This window comes from Oerskovia sp. Root22 (assembly GCF_001429135.1).
In the GTDB taxonomy this organism is placed as follows: Bacteria; Actinomycetota; Actinomycetes; order Actinomycetales; family Cellulomonadaceae; genus Oerskovia; species Oerskovia enterophila.
This window is the reverse complement of the sequence record NZ_LMIL01000009.1, coordinates 321,090-339,459: the sequence shown is the minus strand read 5'-3', so window position 1 is coordinate 339,459 and position 18,370 is coordinate 321,090. Positions and strand designations below refer to the sequence as shown.

General features: G+C 72.7%; 19 protein-coding genes. 12 read left to right on the top strand and 7 right to left on the bottom strand.

Annotated features, from left to right (window positions below; translation table 11 throughout):
* Nucleotides 1–44: 44 nt before the first annotated feature.
* Entirely contained in the window at nt 45–2,294 is a 2,250-nt protein-coding gene (locus ASE15_RS11985; protein WP_056763802.1) for a LuxR C-terminal-related transcriptional regulator, read from the top strand.
* A gap of 4 nt (nt 2,295–2,298) precedes the next feature.
* Here ASE15_RS11985 and ASE15_RS11980 read toward each other — a convergent pair whose 3' ends face one another.
* On the bottom strand, nt 2,299–2,619 hold the full coding sequence (locus ASE15_RS11980; protein ID WP_056651132.1) for a carboxymuconolactone decarboxylase family protein: 321 nt from the start codon (nt 2,617–2,619) through the stop codon (nt 2,299–2,301).
* A 240-nt stretch (nt 2,620–2,859) separates the two neighbouring features.
* On the opposite strand from ASE15_RS11980, the gene ASE15_RS11975 reads away from it, so the two are divergent.
* From ASE15_RS11975 to ASE15_RS11955, 5 genes are read left to right on the top strand one after another with little or no spacing between them, the layout of a single operon-like run.
* Nucleotides 2,860–3,309 carry a DUF6325 family protein gene (locus ASE15_RS11975; protein WP_056651130.1) on the top strand — a complete coding sequence of 150 codons (450 nt, stop codon included), beginning with the start codon at nt 2,860–2,862 and terminating at the stop codon, nt 3,307–3,309.
* 28 nt (nt 3,310–3,337) lie between these two features.
* Complete coding sequence (locus ASE15_RS11970; RefSeq protein WP_056763469.1) at nt 3,338–3,634, top strand: SHOCT domain-containing protein; 297 nt, start codon at nt 3,338–3,340, stop codon at nt 3,632–3,634.
* A 27-nt stretch (nt 3,635–3,661) separates the two neighbouring features.
* Nucleotides 3,662–4,045 carry an SHOCT domain-containing protein gene (locus tag ASE15_RS11965; RefSeq protein WP_056651125.1) on the top strand — a complete coding sequence of 128 codons (384 nt, stop codon included), beginning with the start codon at nt 3,662–3,664 and terminating at the stop codon, nt 4,043–4,045.
* A gap of 25 nt (nt 4,046–4,070) precedes the next feature.
* Nucleotides 4,071–4,829 carry a hypothetical protein gene (locus ASE15_RS11960; RefSeq protein ID WP_056651121.1) on the top strand — a complete coding sequence of 253 codons (759 nt, stop codon included), beginning with the start codon at nt 4,071–4,073 and terminating at the stop codon, nt 4,827–4,829.
* A gap of 4 nt (nt 4,830–4,833) precedes the next feature.
* Nucleotides 4,834–5,658 carry a DUF4239 domain-containing protein gene (locus tag ASE15_RS11955; RefSeq protein WP_056763467.1) on the top strand — a complete coding sequence of 275 codons (825 nt, stop codon included), beginning with the start codon at nt 4,834–4,836 and terminating at the stop codon, nt 5,656–5,658.
* Between the two features lie 96 nt (nt 5,659–5,754).
* Here ASE15_RS11955 and ASE15_RS11950 read toward each other — a convergent pair whose 3' ends face one another.
* Together ASE15_RS11950 and ASE15_RS11945 are read right to left on the bottom strand one after the other, a co-directional pair.
* Nucleotides 5,755–8,976, bottom strand: coding sequence for a bifunctional [glutamine synthetase] adenylyltransferase/[glutamine synthetase]-adenylyl-L-tyrosine phosphorylase (locus ASE15_RS11950; protein WP_056763800.1), 3,222 nt, complete (start codon nt 8,974–8,976; stop codon nt 5,755–5,757).
* A gap of 40 nt (nt 8,977–9,016) precedes the next feature.
* The gene (locus ASE15_RS11945; protein ID WP_056651115.1) at nt 9,017–10,354 is read right to left on the bottom strand and encodes a glutamine synthetase family protein; all 1,338 of its coding nucleotides are present in this window, start codon (nt 10,352–10,354) and stop codon (nt 9,017–9,019) included.
* Between the two features lie 138 nt (nt 10,355–10,492).
* On the opposite strand from ASE15_RS11945, the gene ASE15_RS11940 reads away from it, so the two are divergent.
* Both ASE15_RS11940 and panB read left to right on the top strand, forming a co-directional pair.
* Nucleotides 10,493–12,226, top strand: a complete 1,734-nt coding sequence (locus tag ASE15_RS11940; RefSeq protein WP_056763466.1) for an NAD+ synthase — start codon at nt 10,493–10,495, stop codon at nt 12,224–12,226.
* Nucleotides 12,227–12,320: 94 nt separating this feature from the next.
* Nucleotides 12,321–13,163, top strand: coding sequence for a 3-methyl-2-oxobutanoate hydroxymethyltransferase (gene panB / locus ASE15_RS11935; protein WP_056763464.1), 843 nt, complete (start codon nt 12,321–12,323; stop codon nt 13,161–13,163).
* Between the two features lie 142 nt (nt 13,164–13,305).
* Here panB and ASE15_RS11930 read toward each other — a convergent pair whose 3' ends face one another.
* A complete protein-coding gene (locus ASE15_RS11930) occupies nt 13,306–14,214 on the bottom strand; it encodes an N-acetylmuramoyl-L-alanine amidase (RefSeq protein ID WP_082618401.1) in 909 nt (302 codons plus the stop codon).
* Nucleotides 14,211–14,432, bottom strand: a complete 222-nt coding sequence (locus ASE15_RS11925) for a hypothetical protein (RefSeq protein ID WP_056651104.1) — start codon at nt 14,430–14,432, stop codon at nt 14,211–14,213. The genes ASE15_RS11930 and ASE15_RS11925 overlap by 4 nt, the downstream gene beginning before the upstream one ends.
* Before the next feature lie 76 nt (nt 14,433–14,508).
* Here ASE15_RS11925 and map point away from each other — a divergent pair, with 76 nt between their 5' ends.
* Both map and ppgK read left to right on the top strand, forming a co-directional pair.
* On the top strand, nt 14,509–15,390 hold the full coding sequence (gene map / locus ASE15_RS11920) for a type I methionyl aminopeptidase (RefSeq protein WP_056651102.1): 882 nt from the start codon (nt 14,509–14,511) through the stop codon (nt 15,388–15,390).
* On the top strand, nt 15,387–16,166 hold the full coding sequence (gene ppgK / locus ASE15_RS11915) for a polyphosphate--glucose phosphotransferase (protein WP_056651100.1): 780 nt from the start codon (nt 15,387–15,389) through the stop codon (nt 16,164–16,166). The genes map and ppgK overlap by 4 nt, the downstream gene beginning before the upstream one ends.
* Nucleotides 16,167–16,311: 145 nt before the next feature.
* Here ppgK and ASE15_RS11910 read toward each other — a convergent pair whose 3' ends face one another.
* Entirely contained in the window at nt 16,312–16,686 is a 375-nt protein-coding gene (locus tag ASE15_RS11910) for an STAS domain-containing protein (protein ID WP_056651097.1), read from the bottom strand.
* A 272-nt stretch (nt 16,687–16,958) separates the two neighbouring features.
* Between ASE15_RS11910 and ASE15_RS11905 the strand changes: the two genes are divergently transcribed.
* Both ASE15_RS11905 and ASE15_RS11900 read left to right on the top strand, forming a co-directional pair.
* Nucleotides 16,959–17,228, top strand: a complete 270-nt coding sequence (locus ASE15_RS11905) for a Rho termination factor N-terminal domain-containing protein (RefSeq protein WP_056651094.1) — start codon at nt 16,959–16,961, stop codon at nt 17,226–17,228.
* 115 nt (nt 17,229–17,343) lie between these two features.
* Entirely contained in the window at nt 17,344–17,829 is a 486-nt protein-coding gene (locus ASE15_RS11900) for a DUF6328 family protein (RefSeq protein WP_056763461.1), read from the top strand.
* Nucleotides 17,830–17,847: 18 nt separating this feature from the next.
* On the opposite strand, the gene ASE15_RS11895 is transcribed toward ASE15_RS11900, so the two are convergent.
* Nucleotides 17,848–18,309 carry a DUF1579 family protein gene (locus tag ASE15_RS11895; RefSeq protein WP_056763459.1) on the bottom strand — a complete coding sequence of 154 codons (462 nt, stop codon included), beginning with the start codon at nt 18,307–18,309 and terminating at the stop codon, nt 17,848–17,850.
* Between the last annotated feature and the right edge of the window lie 61 nt (nt 18,310–18,370).

The following is an 18,370-nucleotide window of genomic DNA, read 5'->3' as shown; positions in this document are numbered from 1 at the left end:
GCAGACGTCCGGCGCTGCGACGACCCGCGCCCTATGGTGTGAAGGTGAGCGACGAGCAGGGGACGGCGCGTGCGGACGAGGAGCTCGACGGGCTGCTCCTCGAGGCCAAGTTCAGCGTGCCCCGGCGGCACGCGCCGGTCGTGAGCCGGGCCGACCTGATCGACGCGACCCGCGCGAGCGGACGGCGCGTGGTCGGGGTCACGGCGCCCCCCGGCTACGGGAAGTCGACCCTGCTGGCCGAGTGGGCCGAGCGTGACCCTCGTCCCGTCGCGTGGGTCACGCTCGACCGGCTCGACGACGACCCGGCGAGACTGCTCGTCGTGCTCGCCTCGGCCTTCGCGCGCCTGGGTGCGGGGCGCCCCGACCTCGTGGCGGACATGGTCGGAGCCGACACCTCGCTCCTGGGCCGAGCCGCCCCGCGCCTGGCGTCGGCCCTGCGCTCGAGCCCCGAGCCGTTCGTCCTGGCGCTCGACGACCTGCACGAGGTGCGGTCGGCGGCCTGCCACGACGTGCTGGGCATCGTGCTCGCGGGGATCCCCGAGGGGTCCCAGCTGGTCGCGGCGAGCCGGGACGAGCAACCCCACCTCGCGCGCCTGCGCGCGGCCGGCGAGTCGGTCGAGATCGACGCGCAGGACCTGGCCCTCGACGTCTCCGGCACCGAGCAGGTCTTCGCCGCCTCGCAGGTCCGGGTCACGCACGAGATCGCGACCACCGTGACCGAGCGGACCGAGGGCTGGCCCGTCGGCGTGTACCTCGCCTCGCTCGTAGCCGCCGGAGACGGCTCCGGCCCCGAGACCGTGACCGGCACGGACCGCTACGTCGCGGACTACCTCCAGCGCGAGTCGTTCCGCCGGCTGTCCGCCGAGACCCAGCTGTTCCTGCGACGGACCGCGGTGCTCGACGAGCTCAGCGCACCGCTGTGCGACGCGGTGCTCGGCGTCCGCTCCTCGACCCGGATCCTGCGTGCGATCGAGGCCTCGCACCTCTTCCTCGTCCCGGTCGACCGGCACAGGCAGTGGTTCCGCTACCACGCGCTGTTCCGCGAGTTCCTCCTCGACGAGCTCCTCGCGACCGAGCCCGAGCTCGCCGACCACCTCCGGACGCGGGCAGCCGACTGGTACGAGGAGAACGGCTCGCCCGAGCGCGCGATCGAGATGCTGCTCGTGACTCCCGAGATCGAGCGGACCTCCCGGCTCGTCGCACGCGTCGTGATGCCCCACGTCCAGGCCGGACGGGTCACGACGATCGACCGGTGGCTTGCCGCGCTCGGCGACGAGTCGATCACGAAGTACCCGCCGCTCGCGGTGCTCGCGGGCCTCGTCGCCGTGCACGAGGGGCACGCGGCCACAGCCGAGCGGTGGGGGGCCGTGGCAGACACCTCCTCGTCCGACGACGAGCCGGTCGACGGGACGGCCTCGTTCGAGTCGGCCCGCGCCATGTTCCGGGCGCTGCGCTGCCCGGACGGCCCCGAGCAGATGCTCGACGACGTCGGGACCGCCCTCGACTCCGAACCGGCGTGGAGCACGTGGCGGGACACGGTGTTCGTGCTGCGCGGCGACGCCCTGCGCCTGGTCGGTGACGACGACGCGGCGACCGAGTACCTGGAGCGCGCCACCGAGGCGGCCGGAGAGCTCGATCATGCGAGCACGCTCGTGCTCGCCGAGGCGCAGCTCGCGCAGCTCGACATGGATCACGACCGGTGGGCGCGCGCAGGCGACCGGGTCCGCAGGCTCCTCGACGCGATCGACGCACGCCGCATGCACGACTACCCGACGAGCGGCCTCGGGTTCGCGCTGGCCGCACGCAACCGCCACCATGCCGGCGACCTCGCGGGCACGCGCGCGCTGCTCACCCGGGCGATGCGTGCTCGCACGTTCAGCACGTACGCGTTCCCGACGCTCGCGGTCCGCACCCGCCTCCAGCTCGCCCGGACGAGCTGGGCGACGTCGGACGCCTCGACCGTCAACCACCTCCTGCGGGAGATCGACGACGTGCTGCTGCGTCGCCCAGCGCTCGGCGTGCTCGCCGAGGAGGCGGTCGAGCTGCGCACGGCGTTCGACGCCGCCTCGCGTACGGCGGCCCTGCCGACGTCGAGCACTCCCCTCACCCCTGCCGAGCTGCGCCTCCTGCCGTACCTGCAGACCCACCTGACGATCCGCGAGATCGGAGAGCGGCTCTTCGTGTCCCGGAACACGGCCAGCTCGGAGATCGGGTCGATCTATCGCAAGCTCGGGGTCTCGAGCCGGAGCGACGCCGTGCGCACGGCGATCGGTATGGGACTGCTGGGCGCCTGACCGCTCACCCGGGTTCTCTCACGTCGAACGGGTCGAACCCGAGCGCGAGGGCGAGCTTGGGGGCCGCCGCCACGACGCTCGGCAGCCCGACGATCGGGATGGTCGCCGACAGGACGTCGACGATCTCGGCGGTGGTCGCCCCTGCGTTCACGGCGTCGTCGACCTCGCTGCCGTAGGTCGGCTCGGCTCCGCCGACCGCGACGAGTGCCGCCAGGCGGACGAGGGCGAGGGTCTTGGGGTCGAGCATCACCTCCTCGGCCTCCAGGTCTTCCTCGAGCCGTGCGTCGTTGGCGGCGAAGCGCCGTAGTCGGTCGGTGTAGTCCACGTCGTGCCCTTCGATCCTGTCGCCGGGTCCTGTCCCCCCATTGCCGCACGCCGGCAGACCGCCGCGCATCACCACGATCACATGATTCGCCGGGACGTCGGGTGTGCGGTCCCTGACCCGAACTTCATGCGGTCTGCATGACGACGACCACGCTCCTGCGGAGCAGTCTGGTCCCAGGCAGGGCGGTGTGCGCGCCCCGTGCAACCGGGCCCAGCCCCCGAAGGAAAGGACGACCGACCCATGACACAGGAGCCGACCGACCTGCAGGAGTCGGGACCCATCGACTACCTGATCGTCGAGTTCCCGTCGGAGGCCATGACCGGCGAGGCGTTCCCCCTGCTCGTCGACCTGGTCGACCGAGGGATCGTCAGGGTGCTCGACCTGCTCGTGCTCCGCAAGGAGGACGACGGGACCGTGACCGGCCTCGAGCTCGACGAGCTCGCCGACGGCACGACCGGGCTCGAGATCTTCGCAGGGGCCGTGTCCGGTCTCCTGGGCCACGAGGACCTGGCCGAGGCGGCGGAGGCCGTCGAACCGGGCAGGACGGCGGCCGTGCTCGTCTACGAGAACGTCTGGGCCGCCCCTTTCGCGACCGCACTACGGCGAGGCGGCGCCCAGCTCGTGGCCGGGGGGCGCATCCCTGTGCAGGCCGTGCTCGCCGCGCTCGAGGCCGACGAATCCACCGACTGATCCCGGACCGACCTAGGAGGCCCACACCATGCCCGGACTCATCCGAGGAGTCGCACGCACCGCCGTCGTGGCTGGGACGGCGACGGCCGTCTCCAACCGCGTCTCGCGACGACAGGCGGGGCGCTGGGCGTCCCAGGAAGCCCCGCCACCGCAGCAGCCGGCGCCCCAGCCGACCTACGCCCCCGCGCCGCCGGCCCCCGCACCGGCGCCGGTCGACATGGACGCCCGGATCGCGCAGCTCACCCAGCTCGCCGCTCTGCGCGACCAGGGCATCCTGAGCCCCGCAGAGTTCGAGGCCCAGAAGTCTCAGATCCTTGCCGGTTGACCGGCACCCGTACGAGGAGGACGTCGCATGGACAGCTTCATGGACTGGTTCTGGTTGATGATCTGGTGGTTCTTCTTCTTCATGTACCTCATGATCCTGTTCAGGATCCTGGCCGACCTCTTCCGGGACCACGAGCTCAGCGGCTGGTGGAAGGCGCTGTGGATCGTCGCGCTGGTCCTCGTCCCGTTCCTCACGGCGCTGATCTACGTCATCGCCAGAGGGCGCGGCATGGCCGAACGGCAGATGCAGGACGTCTCGCAGGCCAAGGCCCAGACCGACGCGTACATCCGGGGGGTCGCGAAGTCCGAGTCCTCCGCGGCGACCCAGATCAGCGACGCCAAGGCCCTGCTCGACGCCGGCGTGATCGACGAGAACGAGTTCGCCACGCTCAAGGCCAAGGCACTCGCCTAGTCGGACGAGCGCGCACAGGACCGACGTGACCGACCACGGGAGCCCCAGCCCCCGTGGTCGGTCCACGCCTGGGGCCACCAACCCGTCGACCGGTCCGGGCAGCCCGGCCGCACCGGGCGGCCCCGTCGCTGCGGTCCACCGGCACCTCGAGCTCGTCGCGGCCGTCCTGCTCGCGATCGCGACCGTCATGACGGCCTGGTCCGCGTTCCAGAGCGCGCAGTGGGGTGGGGAGATGGCGACGTCGTACAGCGCGGCCGGTGCCGCACGCACCGAGAGCAACCGCGCCTCGACGCTCGCGGGGCAGCAGACCATCATCGACGTCCAGCTCTTCACCGACTGGCTGAGCGCGCTCGACGAGGAGCAGGGACGGGTTGGCCCGGCTCCCGGCTACGTCCCCGACCCCGCGACCTACTCGGGGTTCCTCTACGCACGGTTCCGCGAGGAGTTCGAGCCCGCGGTCCAGGCGTGGGTCGCGCTGGACCCGTCGACCAACGCCGACGCACCGCCCAGCCCGTTCGCGATGGACGAGTACGTGCTCTCCGCGACCCAGGAGTCGCAGCGGCTCGAGAAGAAGGCCGACGCTGCCGCCGCGCGGGCGCACCACGCCAACGGGGTCAAGGACAACTACGTGCTCGCCACGGTGCTGTGCGCGTCGGTGCTGTTCTTCGGCGGCATCGGGGCGAAGCTCTCGTCACCGCGGCTGCGCCTCGCGATGGTCGGGATCGGCGGTGTCGCGCTCCTCGCGACGCTGGGCGTCCTGATCTCCTACCCGGTGCAGGTGTGAGGCCGTGAACATCCTGATCGCGGCTCTCGTCACGTTCGGCGCCACGGCCGTGACGGTCACGGCCATGCTGCTCGTGCGCGCGCGGGCACCCGAGGGCAGCCGCTTCCGCGACGGGGACCGCGCCTCGGGCGTGTTCGGGGTCCTCGCCACGGGCTTCTCGGTGCTCCTGGGCTTCATCATCTTCCTGGCCTTCGAGTCCTACGACGAGGCGCGCAGCGGCGCCGAGGAGGAGGCGCAGGTCGTCGCGCAGCAGATCCAGACGGCGCAGTTCCTTCCCGCTGACGCCGGGGCCGAGCTGTCGGGCCAGCTCGTCTGCTACGCGCGCTCGGTCGCGACGACCGAGTGGGAGGCCATGGCCGACGCGCGGCTCGGCGACGCCGTCAACCCCTGGGGCGTCGAGATGTTCCGCACCATCCGCGGGGTCGAGCCCGCCTCGGACACCGAGCAGTCGGCCTACGACCGGTGGATGGACCAGACCGCCGACCGGGAGCAGGCGCGCCAGGCCCGCGTGCACGGCGCCGAGGGACTGATCCCGCTCCCCCTGTGGCTCGTCCTGTTCGCCATCTCCGCGACGATCTTCGTGTTCATGCTCTTCTTCGCCGACTCGGCCGAGGGCGCCGTCACGCAGTCGGTGCTCATGGGCAGCGTCACGCTCGTCATCTCGCTCATGCTCTGCCTGCTCGTCTTCTTCGACCATCCGCACGGGCACCAGGTCGGCAAGCTGCAACCCGTCGCGATGGAGCGCACGCTCGTCCTCGTCGAGACCCAGCTCGACGAGGTCGGCATCTCCGTGACCCCGCCGTGCGACGAGGACGGCCGCGCGCAGTAGGCGCGAGGGTGGCCGGGTGTGGGAGCGTGCGACGAGCCCACGCCGACGCCACGGACCACGTCGACCGGGCCACCGGCTCGACGAGGAGCGGGACGCTCAGTCCTCGCCGTAGAACACGCGCTCCATGACGGCACGCGCCCGCCGGGCCGTGCGCAGGTAGCGATCCTCGAGCTCGGCCCCCGACTCCTCACCGATCACGCGCGCCAGGCCCGCGAGCGCCCGGACCTCGTGCGGCAGGACGTCGGCCGAGGGGCCCCCGGTGCGACCGGACCAGAGCACGAGCGCGCTGCGCAACCGCGACGCGAGGTGCCACGACTCCCCCAGGGTCGCGGCGTCGTCGGGCGTGACGATGCCCGCGTCCGCGGCCGCCTCGAGGGCGTCGACCGTCGACGTCGTCCGCAGACCCGGGACCTCGTGCGCGTGCTGGAGCTGGAGAAGCTGGACGGTCCACTCGACGTCGGAGACCCCGCCGCGGCCCAGCTTGAGGTGGCGCGAGGGATCGACGCCGCGGGGCAGCCGCTCGGCCTCGACGCGCGCCTTGATGCGCCGGACCTCGCGCTCGGTCGCGGGCTCGATCCCGCCCGCCGGGTAGCGCACGGGGTCGACCAGCTCGACGAAGCGCTCGCCGAGCCCCGGGTCTCCTGCGACGGGCCGCGCGCGCAGCAGGGCCTGGCTCTCCCACGCGGCCGACCAGCGGTCGTAGTACTCGGCGTAGGACTCGAACGAGCGCACGAGCGGGCCGTTGCGGCCCTCGGGGCGCAGGTCAGCGTCCACGGGCAGCCCCGGCTCGGGTCCCATGTCCCCGAGCAGCGAGCGCAGACGGGTCGCGACGAGGAGCGCGAACGCCTGGGCGTCGCGGTCGGCGGCCCCCTCGACGGGCTCGTACACGAAGAGCACGTCGGCGTCCGAGCCGTAGCCCATCTCCCGGCCACCCAGGCGTCCCATCGCGACGACCTGCAGGCGGGCGGGATCGTCGGCGGGGCCCGCGATCCCGAGCTCCTGGCGCGCCACGAACTGCGCGACCCGCAGTCCGCCCACGAGCAGCAGGTCGGCGGCGTCGGAGATCGCGCGCGCCGCGTCGACCGCGTCCACGACGCCCAGGATCTCCGCGGCCCCCGTGCGTGCGAGCTCGCGACGGCGCACCGCCCGCAGGGCCTTGGCCGCAGGACCGGCCACGTCGGCACGGGTCAGGATCGCGTCGGCCTCGACCGCCAGCCGGGCCGCTCCGCGCGGGGCCAGCTCGGCGTCGTCCGCGAGCCAGGCGACGGACTCGGGCGAGCGCGAGAGGGCGTCGGCCATGTAGCGCGAGCTCGACAGGAGCGTCGCGAGACGGTGCGCGGCCGACCCCGAGTCGCGCAGCAGCTTGAGGTACCAGTGGGTCGAGCCGAGCTCCTCGGACAGCGTGCGGAAGTTCAGGAGCCCCGCGTCGGGGTCCGCGCCCTCGGCGAACCAGCCGAGCATTACGGGCAGGAGCTGACGCTGGATCGCCGCGCGGCGGCTCACGCCCTCGGTCAGCGCGACGACGTGGCGCATGGCACCCGCGGGGTCGCGGTAGCCGATCGCCTGAAAGCGCGCCTTGGCCGCCTCCGGTGCGAGGCTCGCCTCCTCGGTCGAGAGCTGCGCGGTCGCCGGGAGCAGCGGCCGGTAGAACAGCTCCTCGTGCAGCGCGCGCACCTCCCGGCGCGTCGCGCGCCACCGTTCCATGAGCCCTTCGGCGCCCTCGGAGCGCATGCCCACCGACCGGGCCAGACGGCGCAGGTCGTCCTCCCCGGTCGGGATGAGGTGGGTGCGGCGCAGGCGGAAGAGCTGGATGCGGTGCTCGAGCGAGCGCAGGAACCGGTAGCAGGCGGCCAGGCGGGCGGCGTGCTCGCGGCCGACGTAGCCACCCGCCGCCAGCGCGGCGAGCGCCGTGAGGGTGCTGGGGCTGCGGATCGAGTCGTCGGCCCGGCCGTGCACGAGCTGCAGGAGCTGGACCGTGAACTCGACGTCGCGCAGTCCCCCCTTGCCGAGCTTGAGCTGGCGGTCCGCCTCGGCGGCCGGCACGTGGTCCTCGACCCGGCGGCGCATGGCCTGGGAGTCCTCGACGAAGTTCTCCCGAGCCACGGCCGTCCACACGAACGGGTTGATCGCGTCGTGGTAGGCCGCCGCGAGCTCGGCGTCCCCCGCGACCAGCCGCGCCTTGAGCAGCGCCTGGAACTCCCAGGTCTTGGCCCAGCGCTCGTAGTACGCGAGGTGGCTCGCGAGGCTCCGCACGAGCGGCCCGTTCTTGCCCTCGGGGCGCAGTGCGGCGTCGACGGGCCACAAGGGCGGTTCCGAGGACGTGCCCGAGCAGACCCGGGCGAGCCCCGTCGCGAGGCGTGCCCCGACGCTCGTGGCGTAGGCCTCGTCGTACCCGTCGGCGGGCTCGGCGACGTAGATCACGTCGACGTCGGACACGTAGTTGAGCTCGCGCCCCCCGCACTTGCCCATGCCCATCACAGCGAGCCGGACGCCCGCGCCGTGGTCGTCGAGCTCGGAGCGGGCGACCGCGAGCGCGGCCTCGAGCGCGGCCGCAGCCAGGTCCGCGAGCGCCGCGGCCACGGCGGGCATCGCGGTCAGGGGGTCGGGCGCGGTGAGGTCGGTCGCCGCGATCCGCAGGATGCGCGCACGGTAGGCCCGGCGCATCGCGTCGGTGGCCGCGCCGACGGGGACGGCCGCGACCGGCTGCCCCGCGTCGGGGTCTGCATCCACGGCGCGCAGCAGCTCGGCGCGCACGGCCTCCGCCGGCACCCCGGTCCCCGGCGTCGGGTCGGCGACGACGTGCAGCAGCTCGGGGTGGGAGACCAGGTCGTCGCCGAGCGCGACCGAGGCGCCGAGCACCGCCAGGAGGCGGTCACGACCGGTCGGGACGGGGCCGTGCGGTGCCGTCGCACCCTCCGTGGAGCCCGCGGGACCGGGACCGAGGTCGCCGGCACCCTCGCCGGCCGCATCCCCCGCGTCCGCCGACCGCTCGTCGGCGGCTGCCTCGCCCGCCGCCGTGCCCGAGAGCACGTCCCTGAGCAGCGTGCACGACGCCTCGTCCCCGGCCACCGCGGACGACAGCCGGGCGAGCTGGAGCAGCGCGAGGTCAGGGTCCGCGGTCGCGCCGACCGCGGCGAGCAGCTCCTCGGACAGAGGCCCGAGGACCCCCACGAGGTCCTTGTCGTCGAGCAGCGACAACGAGCGGGTGACGTCGGCGAACCCGAGCCTGCGCAGGCGCGAGGTCGGGGTGGTGCGCCGCGACCCCGCGGGCGCGCCGAAGCTGCTGAGGTGAGCGCCGCCGTCGGGCCCCGGGGTCATCGCGACCACCAAGGCCCGACGGGCCCGCGCGAGGACGGGCTCACAGGACCTGCAGGAACCGCTTCAGCTCGAACGGCGTGACCTGCGAGCGGTACGCGTCCCACTCCTGGCGCTTGTTGCGCAGCACGAAGTCGAACACGTGCTCGCCCAGGGTCTCGGCGACGAGCTCGGACGTCTCCATGATCTGGATCGCGGCGTCGAGCGACTGCGGCAGCGGCTTGATCCCGAGCGCACGGCGCTCGGAGTCCGTCAGCTCCCACACGTCGTCCTCGGTCTCCTCGGGGAGCTCGTAGCCCTCCTCGATGCCCTTGAGGCCCGCCGCGAGGATGACCGCGTACGCGAGGTACGGGTTGGTCGCGGAGTCCAGGGCGCGGTACTCGATGCGGCTCGAGTTTCCCTTGCCCGGCTTGTACATGGGCACGCGCACGAGCGCCGAGCGGTTGTTGTGGCCCCAGCAGACGTAGCTCGGGGCCTCCGACCCGCCCCACAGGCGCTTGTACGAGTTGACGTACTGGTTGGTGATCGCGGTGATCTCCGCGGCGTGGACCAGCAGGCCCGCGATGAACGAGCGCGCCGTCTTGGACAGCTCGAACTGCGCACCGGGCTCGTGGAACGCGTTGCGGTCGCCCTCGAACAGCGACAGGTGCGTGTGCATGCCCGAACCCGGCTGGTCGGCCATGGGCTTGGGCATGAACGACGCGAAGACCCCCTGCTCGAGCGCGACCTCCTTGACGACCGTGCGGAACGTCATGAGGTTGTCGGCCGTGGTCAGGGCGTCGGCGTAGCGCAGGTCGATCTCGTTCTGGCCGGGGCCGGCCTCGTGGTGGGAGAACTCCACCGAGATGCCCATCGACTCGAGCATCGTGATCGCCGCGCGACGGAAGTCGTGCGTCGATCCGCGGGCCAGGTGGTCGAAGTACCCGCCCTGGTCCACCGGGACGAGCGGCGACGAGGCGTCGGCCGGGTGGTTGAAGAGGTAGAACTCGACCTCGGGGTGCGTGTAGAACGTGAAGCCCTTGTCGCTCGCCTTGGCCAGCGCGCGCTTGAGCACGTTGCGCGAGTCCGCGAGCGAGGGCTCGCCGTCGGGCGTGAGGATGTCGCAGAACATCCTGGCCGTCCCGTGGCGGTCGCCGCGCCACGGCAGCACCTGGAACGTGGTCGGGTCGGGGCGCGCGATCATGTCCGCCTCGTACACGCGCGTGAGGCCCTCGATCGAGCTGCCGTCGAAGCCGATGCCCTCCGAGAAGGCCGACTCGAGCTCGGCGGGCGCGATCGCGACCGACTTGAGCATCCCCAGCACGTCGGTGAACCAGAGACGGATGAAGCGGATGTCGCGCTCCTCGACCGTGCGGAGCACGAACTCCTGCTGCCTGTCCATGGCTACATCCTGCCTGATGAGTGTGTCGAGCGGGTTACGACGCGTCCTGACGGCGCGACGTGTCGCCAGCGTGCCACGGCCGCGCGCCGAACGGTACCGATGGGCACCTGACCGGCGGGTTCGCATAGGCTGGCGAGCATGGCAGAACTGCGCATCGCCCTCGCACAGATCGACACGTGCGTCGGAGCGATCGACCAGAACACGGCGAAGATCCTCGAGTGGACCCGGCGCGCGGCGGGCGAGGGCGCCCACGTCGTCGCGTTCCCCGAGATGACGCTCACGGGCTACCCGATCGAGGACCTGGCGCTGCGCGCCTCGTTCCGTCGCGCCGCGTGGGCCGCAGCGGCCGACGTCGCCGCGCAGCTCGAGCGCGAGGGCCTGGGCGGCGTCACGGTCGTCCTGGGCACCGTGGGGACCGCCGGGACGCCGGACACGCCCGAGCGCGCGGCCTCGGGGGCGCCGGCCGACCTGCCGACCAACCGCGCGGTCGTCATCCAGCACGGCGAGGTCCTCGCCGCCTACGACAAGCACCACCTGCCGAACTACGGCGTGTTCGACGAGTTCCGCATCTTCGCGCCCGGGACCGAGCCGCTCGTCGTCGAGATCGAGGGCCGCGCGGTCGGCATCGTCATCTGCGAGGACATCTGGCAGGACGGCGGGCCGATCACCACGCTGGGCGGTCTCGACGAGGCCGGCCACGGGATCGACCTGCTGCTCGTGCTCAACGGCTCTCCGTACGAGGAGGGCAAGGGGCACGTCCGCACGGACCTTGCCGCGCGCCGCGCCGCGGAGGTCGACGCCCCCGTCGCGTACGTCAACATGGTCGGCGGGCAGGACGACCTGGTGTTCGACGGCGGGTCGTTCGTCGTGGGCCCCGACGGCTCGGTGCTCACGTCCTCGCCGCAGTTCGTCGAGGACCTGCTGGTCTGGGACCTGCCCGCGCGGACGTCCTCCACCGACCTGACGGGCACCGCGCCGGCGACCGTCTACCCCACGGGGCGCATCGCTCCCCCGCTGCACCCCGACGAGGAGGTCTACCGGGCCTGCGTCACGGGGCTGGCCGGGTACGTGCGCAAGAACGGCTTCCGGTCGATCGTCCTGGGGCTGTCGGGCGGGATCGACTCGGCGCTCACCGCGACCCTCGCGGCCGACGCGATCGGCGGCCAGAACGTCGTGGGCGTCTCGATGCCCTCGTCGTACTCGTCCGAGCACAGCAAGGACGACGCCGCCGACCTCGCCAAGCGCCTCGGCGCCGACTACCGCGTGCAGCCCATCGCGCCCATGGTCGAGGCGTTCCAGGGCGAGCTCGCGCTCGAGGGCGTCGCCGAGGAGAACCTCCAGGCGCGCGTGCGCGGCGTGGTCCTCATGGCGATCTCGAACCGCGAGGGCCACCTCGTCATCGCGCCGGGCAACAAGTCCGAGCTCGCGGTGGGCTACGCGACCATCTACGACGCGGGCAGCATCGGCGGCTACGCGCCGCTCAAGGACGTCGACAAGTCGCGCGTGTGGGCCCTCGCGCGCTGGCGCAACGACGCCGCGCTCGACGCGGGCGAGATCCCCCCGATCCCCGAGTCCTCGATCACCAAGCCGCCGTCGGCCGAGCTGCGACCCGGCCAGACCGACCAGGACTCGCTGCCGCCCTACGACCTGCTCGACGAGGTCCTCGACGCGTACATCGAGCACGCCGAGGGGCGCGCCGAGCTGCTCGCACGCGGGTTCGACCCCGAGGTCGTGGACAAGGTCGTGACCCTCGTGGACCGCGCCGAGTGGAAGCGGCGCCAGTACCCGCTCGGTCCCAAGGTCACCTCGCTCGCGTTCGGCCGCGACCGCCGCCTGCCCGTCACGTCCCGCTGGCGCGAGCCGGCCGAGTAGTCGGGCTCACCGCCCGGGCCGCACGCCCCACCTGCTTCCCGAACGACCGGCCCACCGACCACCGGCGGGCCGCACGACCTGGAGAGACGAGAGCATGTCCGCACACACCCAGCCCGGCCAGACCCCGGCCACGCCCGTCAAGCGCTTCCGCGTCCACCACCTCGCGGAGGCCAAGGCGCGGCACGAGAAGCTCACGATGCTCACCGCGTACGACGCGGTGACCGCCCGCATCTTCGACGAGGCGGGCATCGACATGCTCCTCGTCGGCGACTCGATCGGGAACACCATGCACGGGCACCGGACCACGCTGCCCGTCACGGTCGACGACATGATCCCCGCCGCGCGCGGCGTCGCACGGGCCGCGCAGCGTGCGCTCGTGATCGTGGACCTGCCGTTCGGCTCGTACGAGGCCGGGCCGGAGCAGGCCCTCGCGACGAGCGTGCGCATCATGAAGGAGACCGGCGCGCACGCGGTCAAGCTCGAGGGCGGGCGTCGCTCGGCCGCGCAGATCCGGGCGCTGACCGACGCGGGCATCCCCGTCGTCGCGCACCTGGGATTCACGCCGCAGTCGGAGAACATCCTGGGCGGGCCGCGCGTGCAGGGCCGCGGGGACGACGCCGCCGAGCGCCTGTGCGAGGACGCCGTCGCCGTGACCGACGCGGGCGCGGTCGCCGTGGTCCTCGAGATGGTCCCGGTCGAGGTCGCGGCCCGCGTGACGGAGATCGTGCGCATCCCGACCATCGGGATCGGCGCGGGTCCCGAGTGCGACGGCCAGGTCCTCGTCTGGACGGACCTCGCCGGGATGACCGAGTGGTCGCCGCGCTTCGCCAAGCGGTTCGCGGAGATCGGTGCGGCCCTGGGCCGGGCCGCGCAGGACTACGCGGAAGAGGTCAAGGGCGGCACGTTCCCGGACGCGGCGCACAGCTTCGAGAAGTAAGCCCCTCCCCGCCCGACGGCGTCGCTCCCCAGGGTGCACCGGTGCGCCCGGGGTGCGTGGCGCCGTCGGGCGTCGCCGTGCCCGGGCCTCTTGCCTCGGGGCGAGGAGGCTCGCCGGCCTGCGGTTGCTCCGGGGAAGGGGGCTACCCCGCCCAGGCGACCACGCCCGCGGCGATCGCGTCGGCGTAGCGCTGGCGTCCCTCCTCGGAGGACGCCAGCGCGGCCTCGTCCGGGTTGCGCATCTCGGCGAGCTCGAGCAGCACCGCGGGGCGCGCGGCGAGGTTGAGCGTCGCGAGATCGCCGCGCCGCGAGATCGCGCCGGCGACGCTGCCCGACGGCGTGAAGCCCGCGGATGCCAGGGCTCCGACCATGGCCGTCGCGAGACGCTCGCTCGACGCCGCGTCGTCGGCCCGCGGCGGGCCGTCGACGACCGGCGGCGGGTCCGCCACGATGACGAAGAACCCCTTCGCCGCGCGGTCGTCGCTGCCGTTGGCGTGGACCGAGACGAGCACGTCCGCCCCCACCGCCTGGGCGAAGCCTCCCCGGACGTCGACGCACGGCCCGACCCCTTCGTCGTCCACGCGCGTCACGACGACCCGTGCGCCGAGGTCCTCGAGCGCCGTGGTGGCCCGCGAGGCGACGTCCCACGTGAACGCGTGCTCGGGGTAGCCCGCGTCGGTCGACGTGCCGACCGTGTTGCACGCCTTGGAGCCCCCGCGACCGTCCGGCACGAGCGCACCGGCCTGGTCCGGGTGCTGGGCGTTCGCGCCGTTGTGCCCCGGGTCGAGCGCGACCGTCAGCCCGGTCAGCGGGAGCGACGCAGGGTCCGGTGGGGACGACTTGCCGGAGCCGGCGACGCCTGCGACGCCGGGGACGTCGGTCGCGGACGCACCCGAGGTGAGCTCCGTCGTCGGGCTCGGGGAGGGCGCCGGGCGCTCGTCGCCCGCGCCGCTGCCGAACGCGAGCCAGGACACCCATCCCACCGCGAGGCCCGCGAGCAGCACCGCGAGCGCCACGGTCCAGCGGCCGGCCCGACCGGACGGATCCGTCACTTGTCGCGCTCGCGCTCCCGTTCCTCCTCGTCCCAGGCCTCGGAGCGGGCACGGGCCAGCTCGAGCGCCTGGGCCGCGGCCTCACGCGTCGGGTACGGGCCCATGCGCGAGGACCACGTCGACTGCGGGCCCTTCGAGACCTCCCCCGTGCGCGTGTCGAAGTAGTACTGGTCCTCGGAGACCGGGTCGCCGTCGTCGGAGAATCGTTCCTTCGTCATAGGACGATCCTGCCTCACCCGCGCGCACGGCGTCGGCCGTACGCACCGGGCCACGGGCACTCCGTAGACTGGCGGCATGCCCGATTCCTCCGTCCTGACCGCCCCACGCGGACCGTTGGTCCCGGGGTCGGTCTCTCCCCTGCGCGTCGTGCCACGCTCGATCGCACGGCCCGAGTACGTGGGGCAGCCCGGCCCGCAGCCCTTCACGGGCGACGACGTCGTGGACCCCGAGACGCTCGACCGGATCCGGGTCGCGAGCCGCATCGCGGCCCAGGCGCTCGCCGAGGTCGGGATGCACGTCGCCCCCGGTGTGAGCACCGACGAGCTCGACCGGATCGGGCACGAGTTCCTCCTGGACCACGGCGCCTACCCGTCGACGCTCGGCTACCGCGGCTTCCCCAAGTCGCTGTGCACCTCGCTCAACGAGGTCGTGTGCCACGGGATCCCGGACTCGACAGAGATGGTCGAGGGCGACATCGTCAACGTCGACATCACCGCGTTCATCGGCGGCGTGCACGGCGACAACAACGCGACGTTCGCGGTCGGTGAGATCAGCGAGGAGGCCGCGCTGCTCGTGCAGCGCACGCGCGAGTCGCTCGACCGGGCCATCAAGGCCGTGCGACCCGGGCGCGAGGTCAACGTCCTGGGCCGCGTGATCGAGAAGTACGCGCACCGGTTCGGCTACGGCGTGGTGCGCGAGTACACGGGCCACGGCGTCGGCGAGTCGTTCCACTCGGGGCTCGTGATCCCCCACTACGACGCGGCCCCCGACCACGACACCGTCATGGAACCGGGCATGGTCTTCACGATCGAGCCCATGCTGACGCTCGGCGGCCCCGAGTGGCGCATGTGGGACGACGGGTGGACCGTTGTCACCGCGGACAGGTCGCTGACCGCGCAGTTCGAGCACACCCTGGTCGTCACCGAAGACGGAGCGGAGATCCTGACCCTGCCATGAGCAAGCACTCACACCACCACCACGGGCTGGCCTTCGGGATCGACGTCGGCGGCAGCGGCATCAAGGGCGCACCGGTCGACCTCGCCACGGGCGAGTTCGCCCAGGAGCGTCACCGCATCCCGACGCCGCAGCCCTCCACGCCCGAGGCCGTCGCCAAGGTCATCGCCGAGCTCGTCGACGAGTACGACCTGCCGCACGACGTCCCGATCGGCGTGGCCTTCCCCGGCCCCATCCACCACGGCGTGATCGGGTTCATCGCGAACCTCGACAAGTCCTGGAAGGGCGTCGACCTGCCTGCGCTGATCAAGAAGGAGACCGGGCGGCACGTCGTCGCGGTCAACGACGCGGACGCCGCGGGGATCGGCGAGGTCCGCTACGGCGCGGCCAAGGACACCAAGGGCGTGGTCCTGCTCGCGACCCTGGGCACGGGCATCGGCAGCGCCCTGGTCGTCGACGGGATCCTCGTGCCCAACACCGAGCTGGGCCACCTCGAGATCGACGGGTTCGACGCCGAGTCACGGGCCGCGGAGTCGGCGCGCGGCCGGGAGGACCTCTCGTGGGAGGAGTGGGCCGCTCGGCTCCAGCGCTACTTCGAGGTCGTCGAGATGCTCTTCTCGCCCGACCTGATCGTGGTCGGCGGCGGGATCTCCAAGCACCACGAGAACTTCCTGCCGCTGCTGCACCTCAAGGCGCCCATCATCCCGGCCGAGCTGCGCAACGCCGCGGGCATCGTGGGCGCGGCCGCGCTGGCAGCCGAGGGAGCCGGGCTGGCCTGATCGGCGGTCGGCCTGACGGCAGGCCGACCCGGCCGACTGTCCGGCCGCGCTCGGACGGGTGCGCCCGGCGCTTGGTCGGGTCCGTCGCCGCCGGGCGTGGTCCGTACCGCTCCGCCGGGCGTGGTCCGGCCCGCCGCGAGGCGGGTCAGACCGCGCTCTGGTGCTGTGGTTCGTCGTGCTCGACGTGGTGCGTCGGCAGCCCCGGGAAGATGTCGATCACGCCCAGCATCTCCAGGACGTCCGTGACGACCGTCGGAGGGTTGCGCAGGCTGACCTGCAGGCCCTCCTCGCTGCCGATCGTGTAGAACTGCACGAGGAACGCGATGCCCGTGGAGTCCATGAACGTCACCTTCGAGGTGTCGATCACGACAGGCACGTCCCGGTCCAGTGCGTTCGCCAGTGCGGCACTCGCCTCGCTGCGCAGCGCCACGTCGATCTCGCCCCACATGTCCACGACACTCGAATCCGGCTGCTCGAGGAGAGTGATACCGCCGGTGGTCGTCGTCTTGCTCGGAGTCATGAGTCCAGAGCCCCCGCTCGTCGTGTTCTCGGCACCCGACGTCTAGAGCGCCGTCAACAGAGCCAGGGTACCCCCAAGTGGCACCGGCATGACAGCATTCTGGGGAGCGCTTTACCTGGGATGCCCTCGGCGTGCGTTTTTGGGCGAATCCTCCTCCTGGTCGTCTTCGCCGCTCTTGACCTGCTCTGGCCCGGTGCCACGTGCCGAGCAAGTGCTGCGGGGTCGTCGTACGGTCGAGAGACCTGTTCATCGAGACCTCGAGAGGTGATCCTGTGCCCAGGCGAGACCCCGGTCCTTCGGTCAAGGACAAGGAGCTGTACGAGACCCTGCGCGACGAGGGGAACTCCAAGGAGAAGTCCGCGCGTATCGCCAACGCCGCGGCGGCATCGTCCCGCAGCACGGTCGGGAAGAAGGGCGGGTCGTCGCCCGCCTACGAGGAGTGGACCGTGACCGAGCTGCGCAAGAGAGCTCGCGAGATCGGGATCGAGGGCCGCTCGACCATGCGCAAGAGCGAGCTCGTGTCGGCTCTCCGGAACCACTGACGAGGCCGCCGTGGACACGGGCGGTGGGGGTGGCCGGGAGCCCGTGGGCGATCGGGCCGGCGGCTCCGGGGCCGGCGGCCCAGATCCCCGGCACTCGCGGTCGTCCGGGGACGACGTGGCCGGCGCTGCCGACTCGCGCCACGAGTCGGCCGAGGAGCGCGCCGACCGCAACTGGGCCGAGCTCCTGCAGGAGCTGCGCGTCACGCAGATGGGCGTGCAGATCCTCACGGGCTTCCTGCTGACCCTGCCGTTCCAGCAGCGGTTCGGCGAGCTCGACGACACCCAGCGCATCATCTACCTGTGCCTCGTGGTGCTCTCGGTGCTCGCGACGGGCCTGCTCGTGGCTCCCGTGTCGTTGCACCGCCTGCTGTTCCGCAAGCACCTCAAGATGCGGCTCGTGACGTCGGCCGACCGGTTGGCGCGCGTGGGGCTCGTGGTGCTCGCGCTCGTCGTGGCCGGGACGGTGCTGCTCATCTTCGACGTGGTCGTGGGGCCGGCCGCCGCGGTGATCGCGGCCGTGGGAGCGCTCGTGCTGTTCGCGCTGCTCTGGGTGGCGCTGCCGCTCGAGCTCATGCGGCGAGCGGGGTCAGCCGACGGGTGACGGGTGACCGGTGACGGCTCAGACGCGGTGGTCGTAGACCGCCTCGACCGCCTCGTAGGGCGCCTCGCCGGGCACCAGGTTGAGCATGGTCATGCGCCCGCCACCGCCCTCGACCGGAGCGACGAAGATCTGCCAACCCCAGTCCGGCCCTTCCGGTGCGGCATAGCTCCCGGTCAGCCGGACGACGCCGTCCTCACCGACCGTCCCGTCGAACAGCATCCAGGCGGGCGACGAGTGCCACGAGTCGAGCCAGACCGCGGAGACCCCCTCCGGTCCGGAGCCGCCGCTCAGGAGGAGCAGCCCCTCCTGGGGAGCGTCGCCGTCGGACCACGTGTAGGCGAGCGAGACGAACTCGCGGGCCGTGACCGTCACCGACGCCGTGGCGTCCGACGCGACGAACTCGTCGGTGGGCAGGAGCCGCTGACGGTGGACGCCCTGCCACTGCCCCAGCACCGGGGCCAAGCACTCGACGATCCTCATCCAGCCAGCGTACGCAGGGCGAGGTACGGGCGACAGAGGAGGCGGCGTCGCCGGACGAATG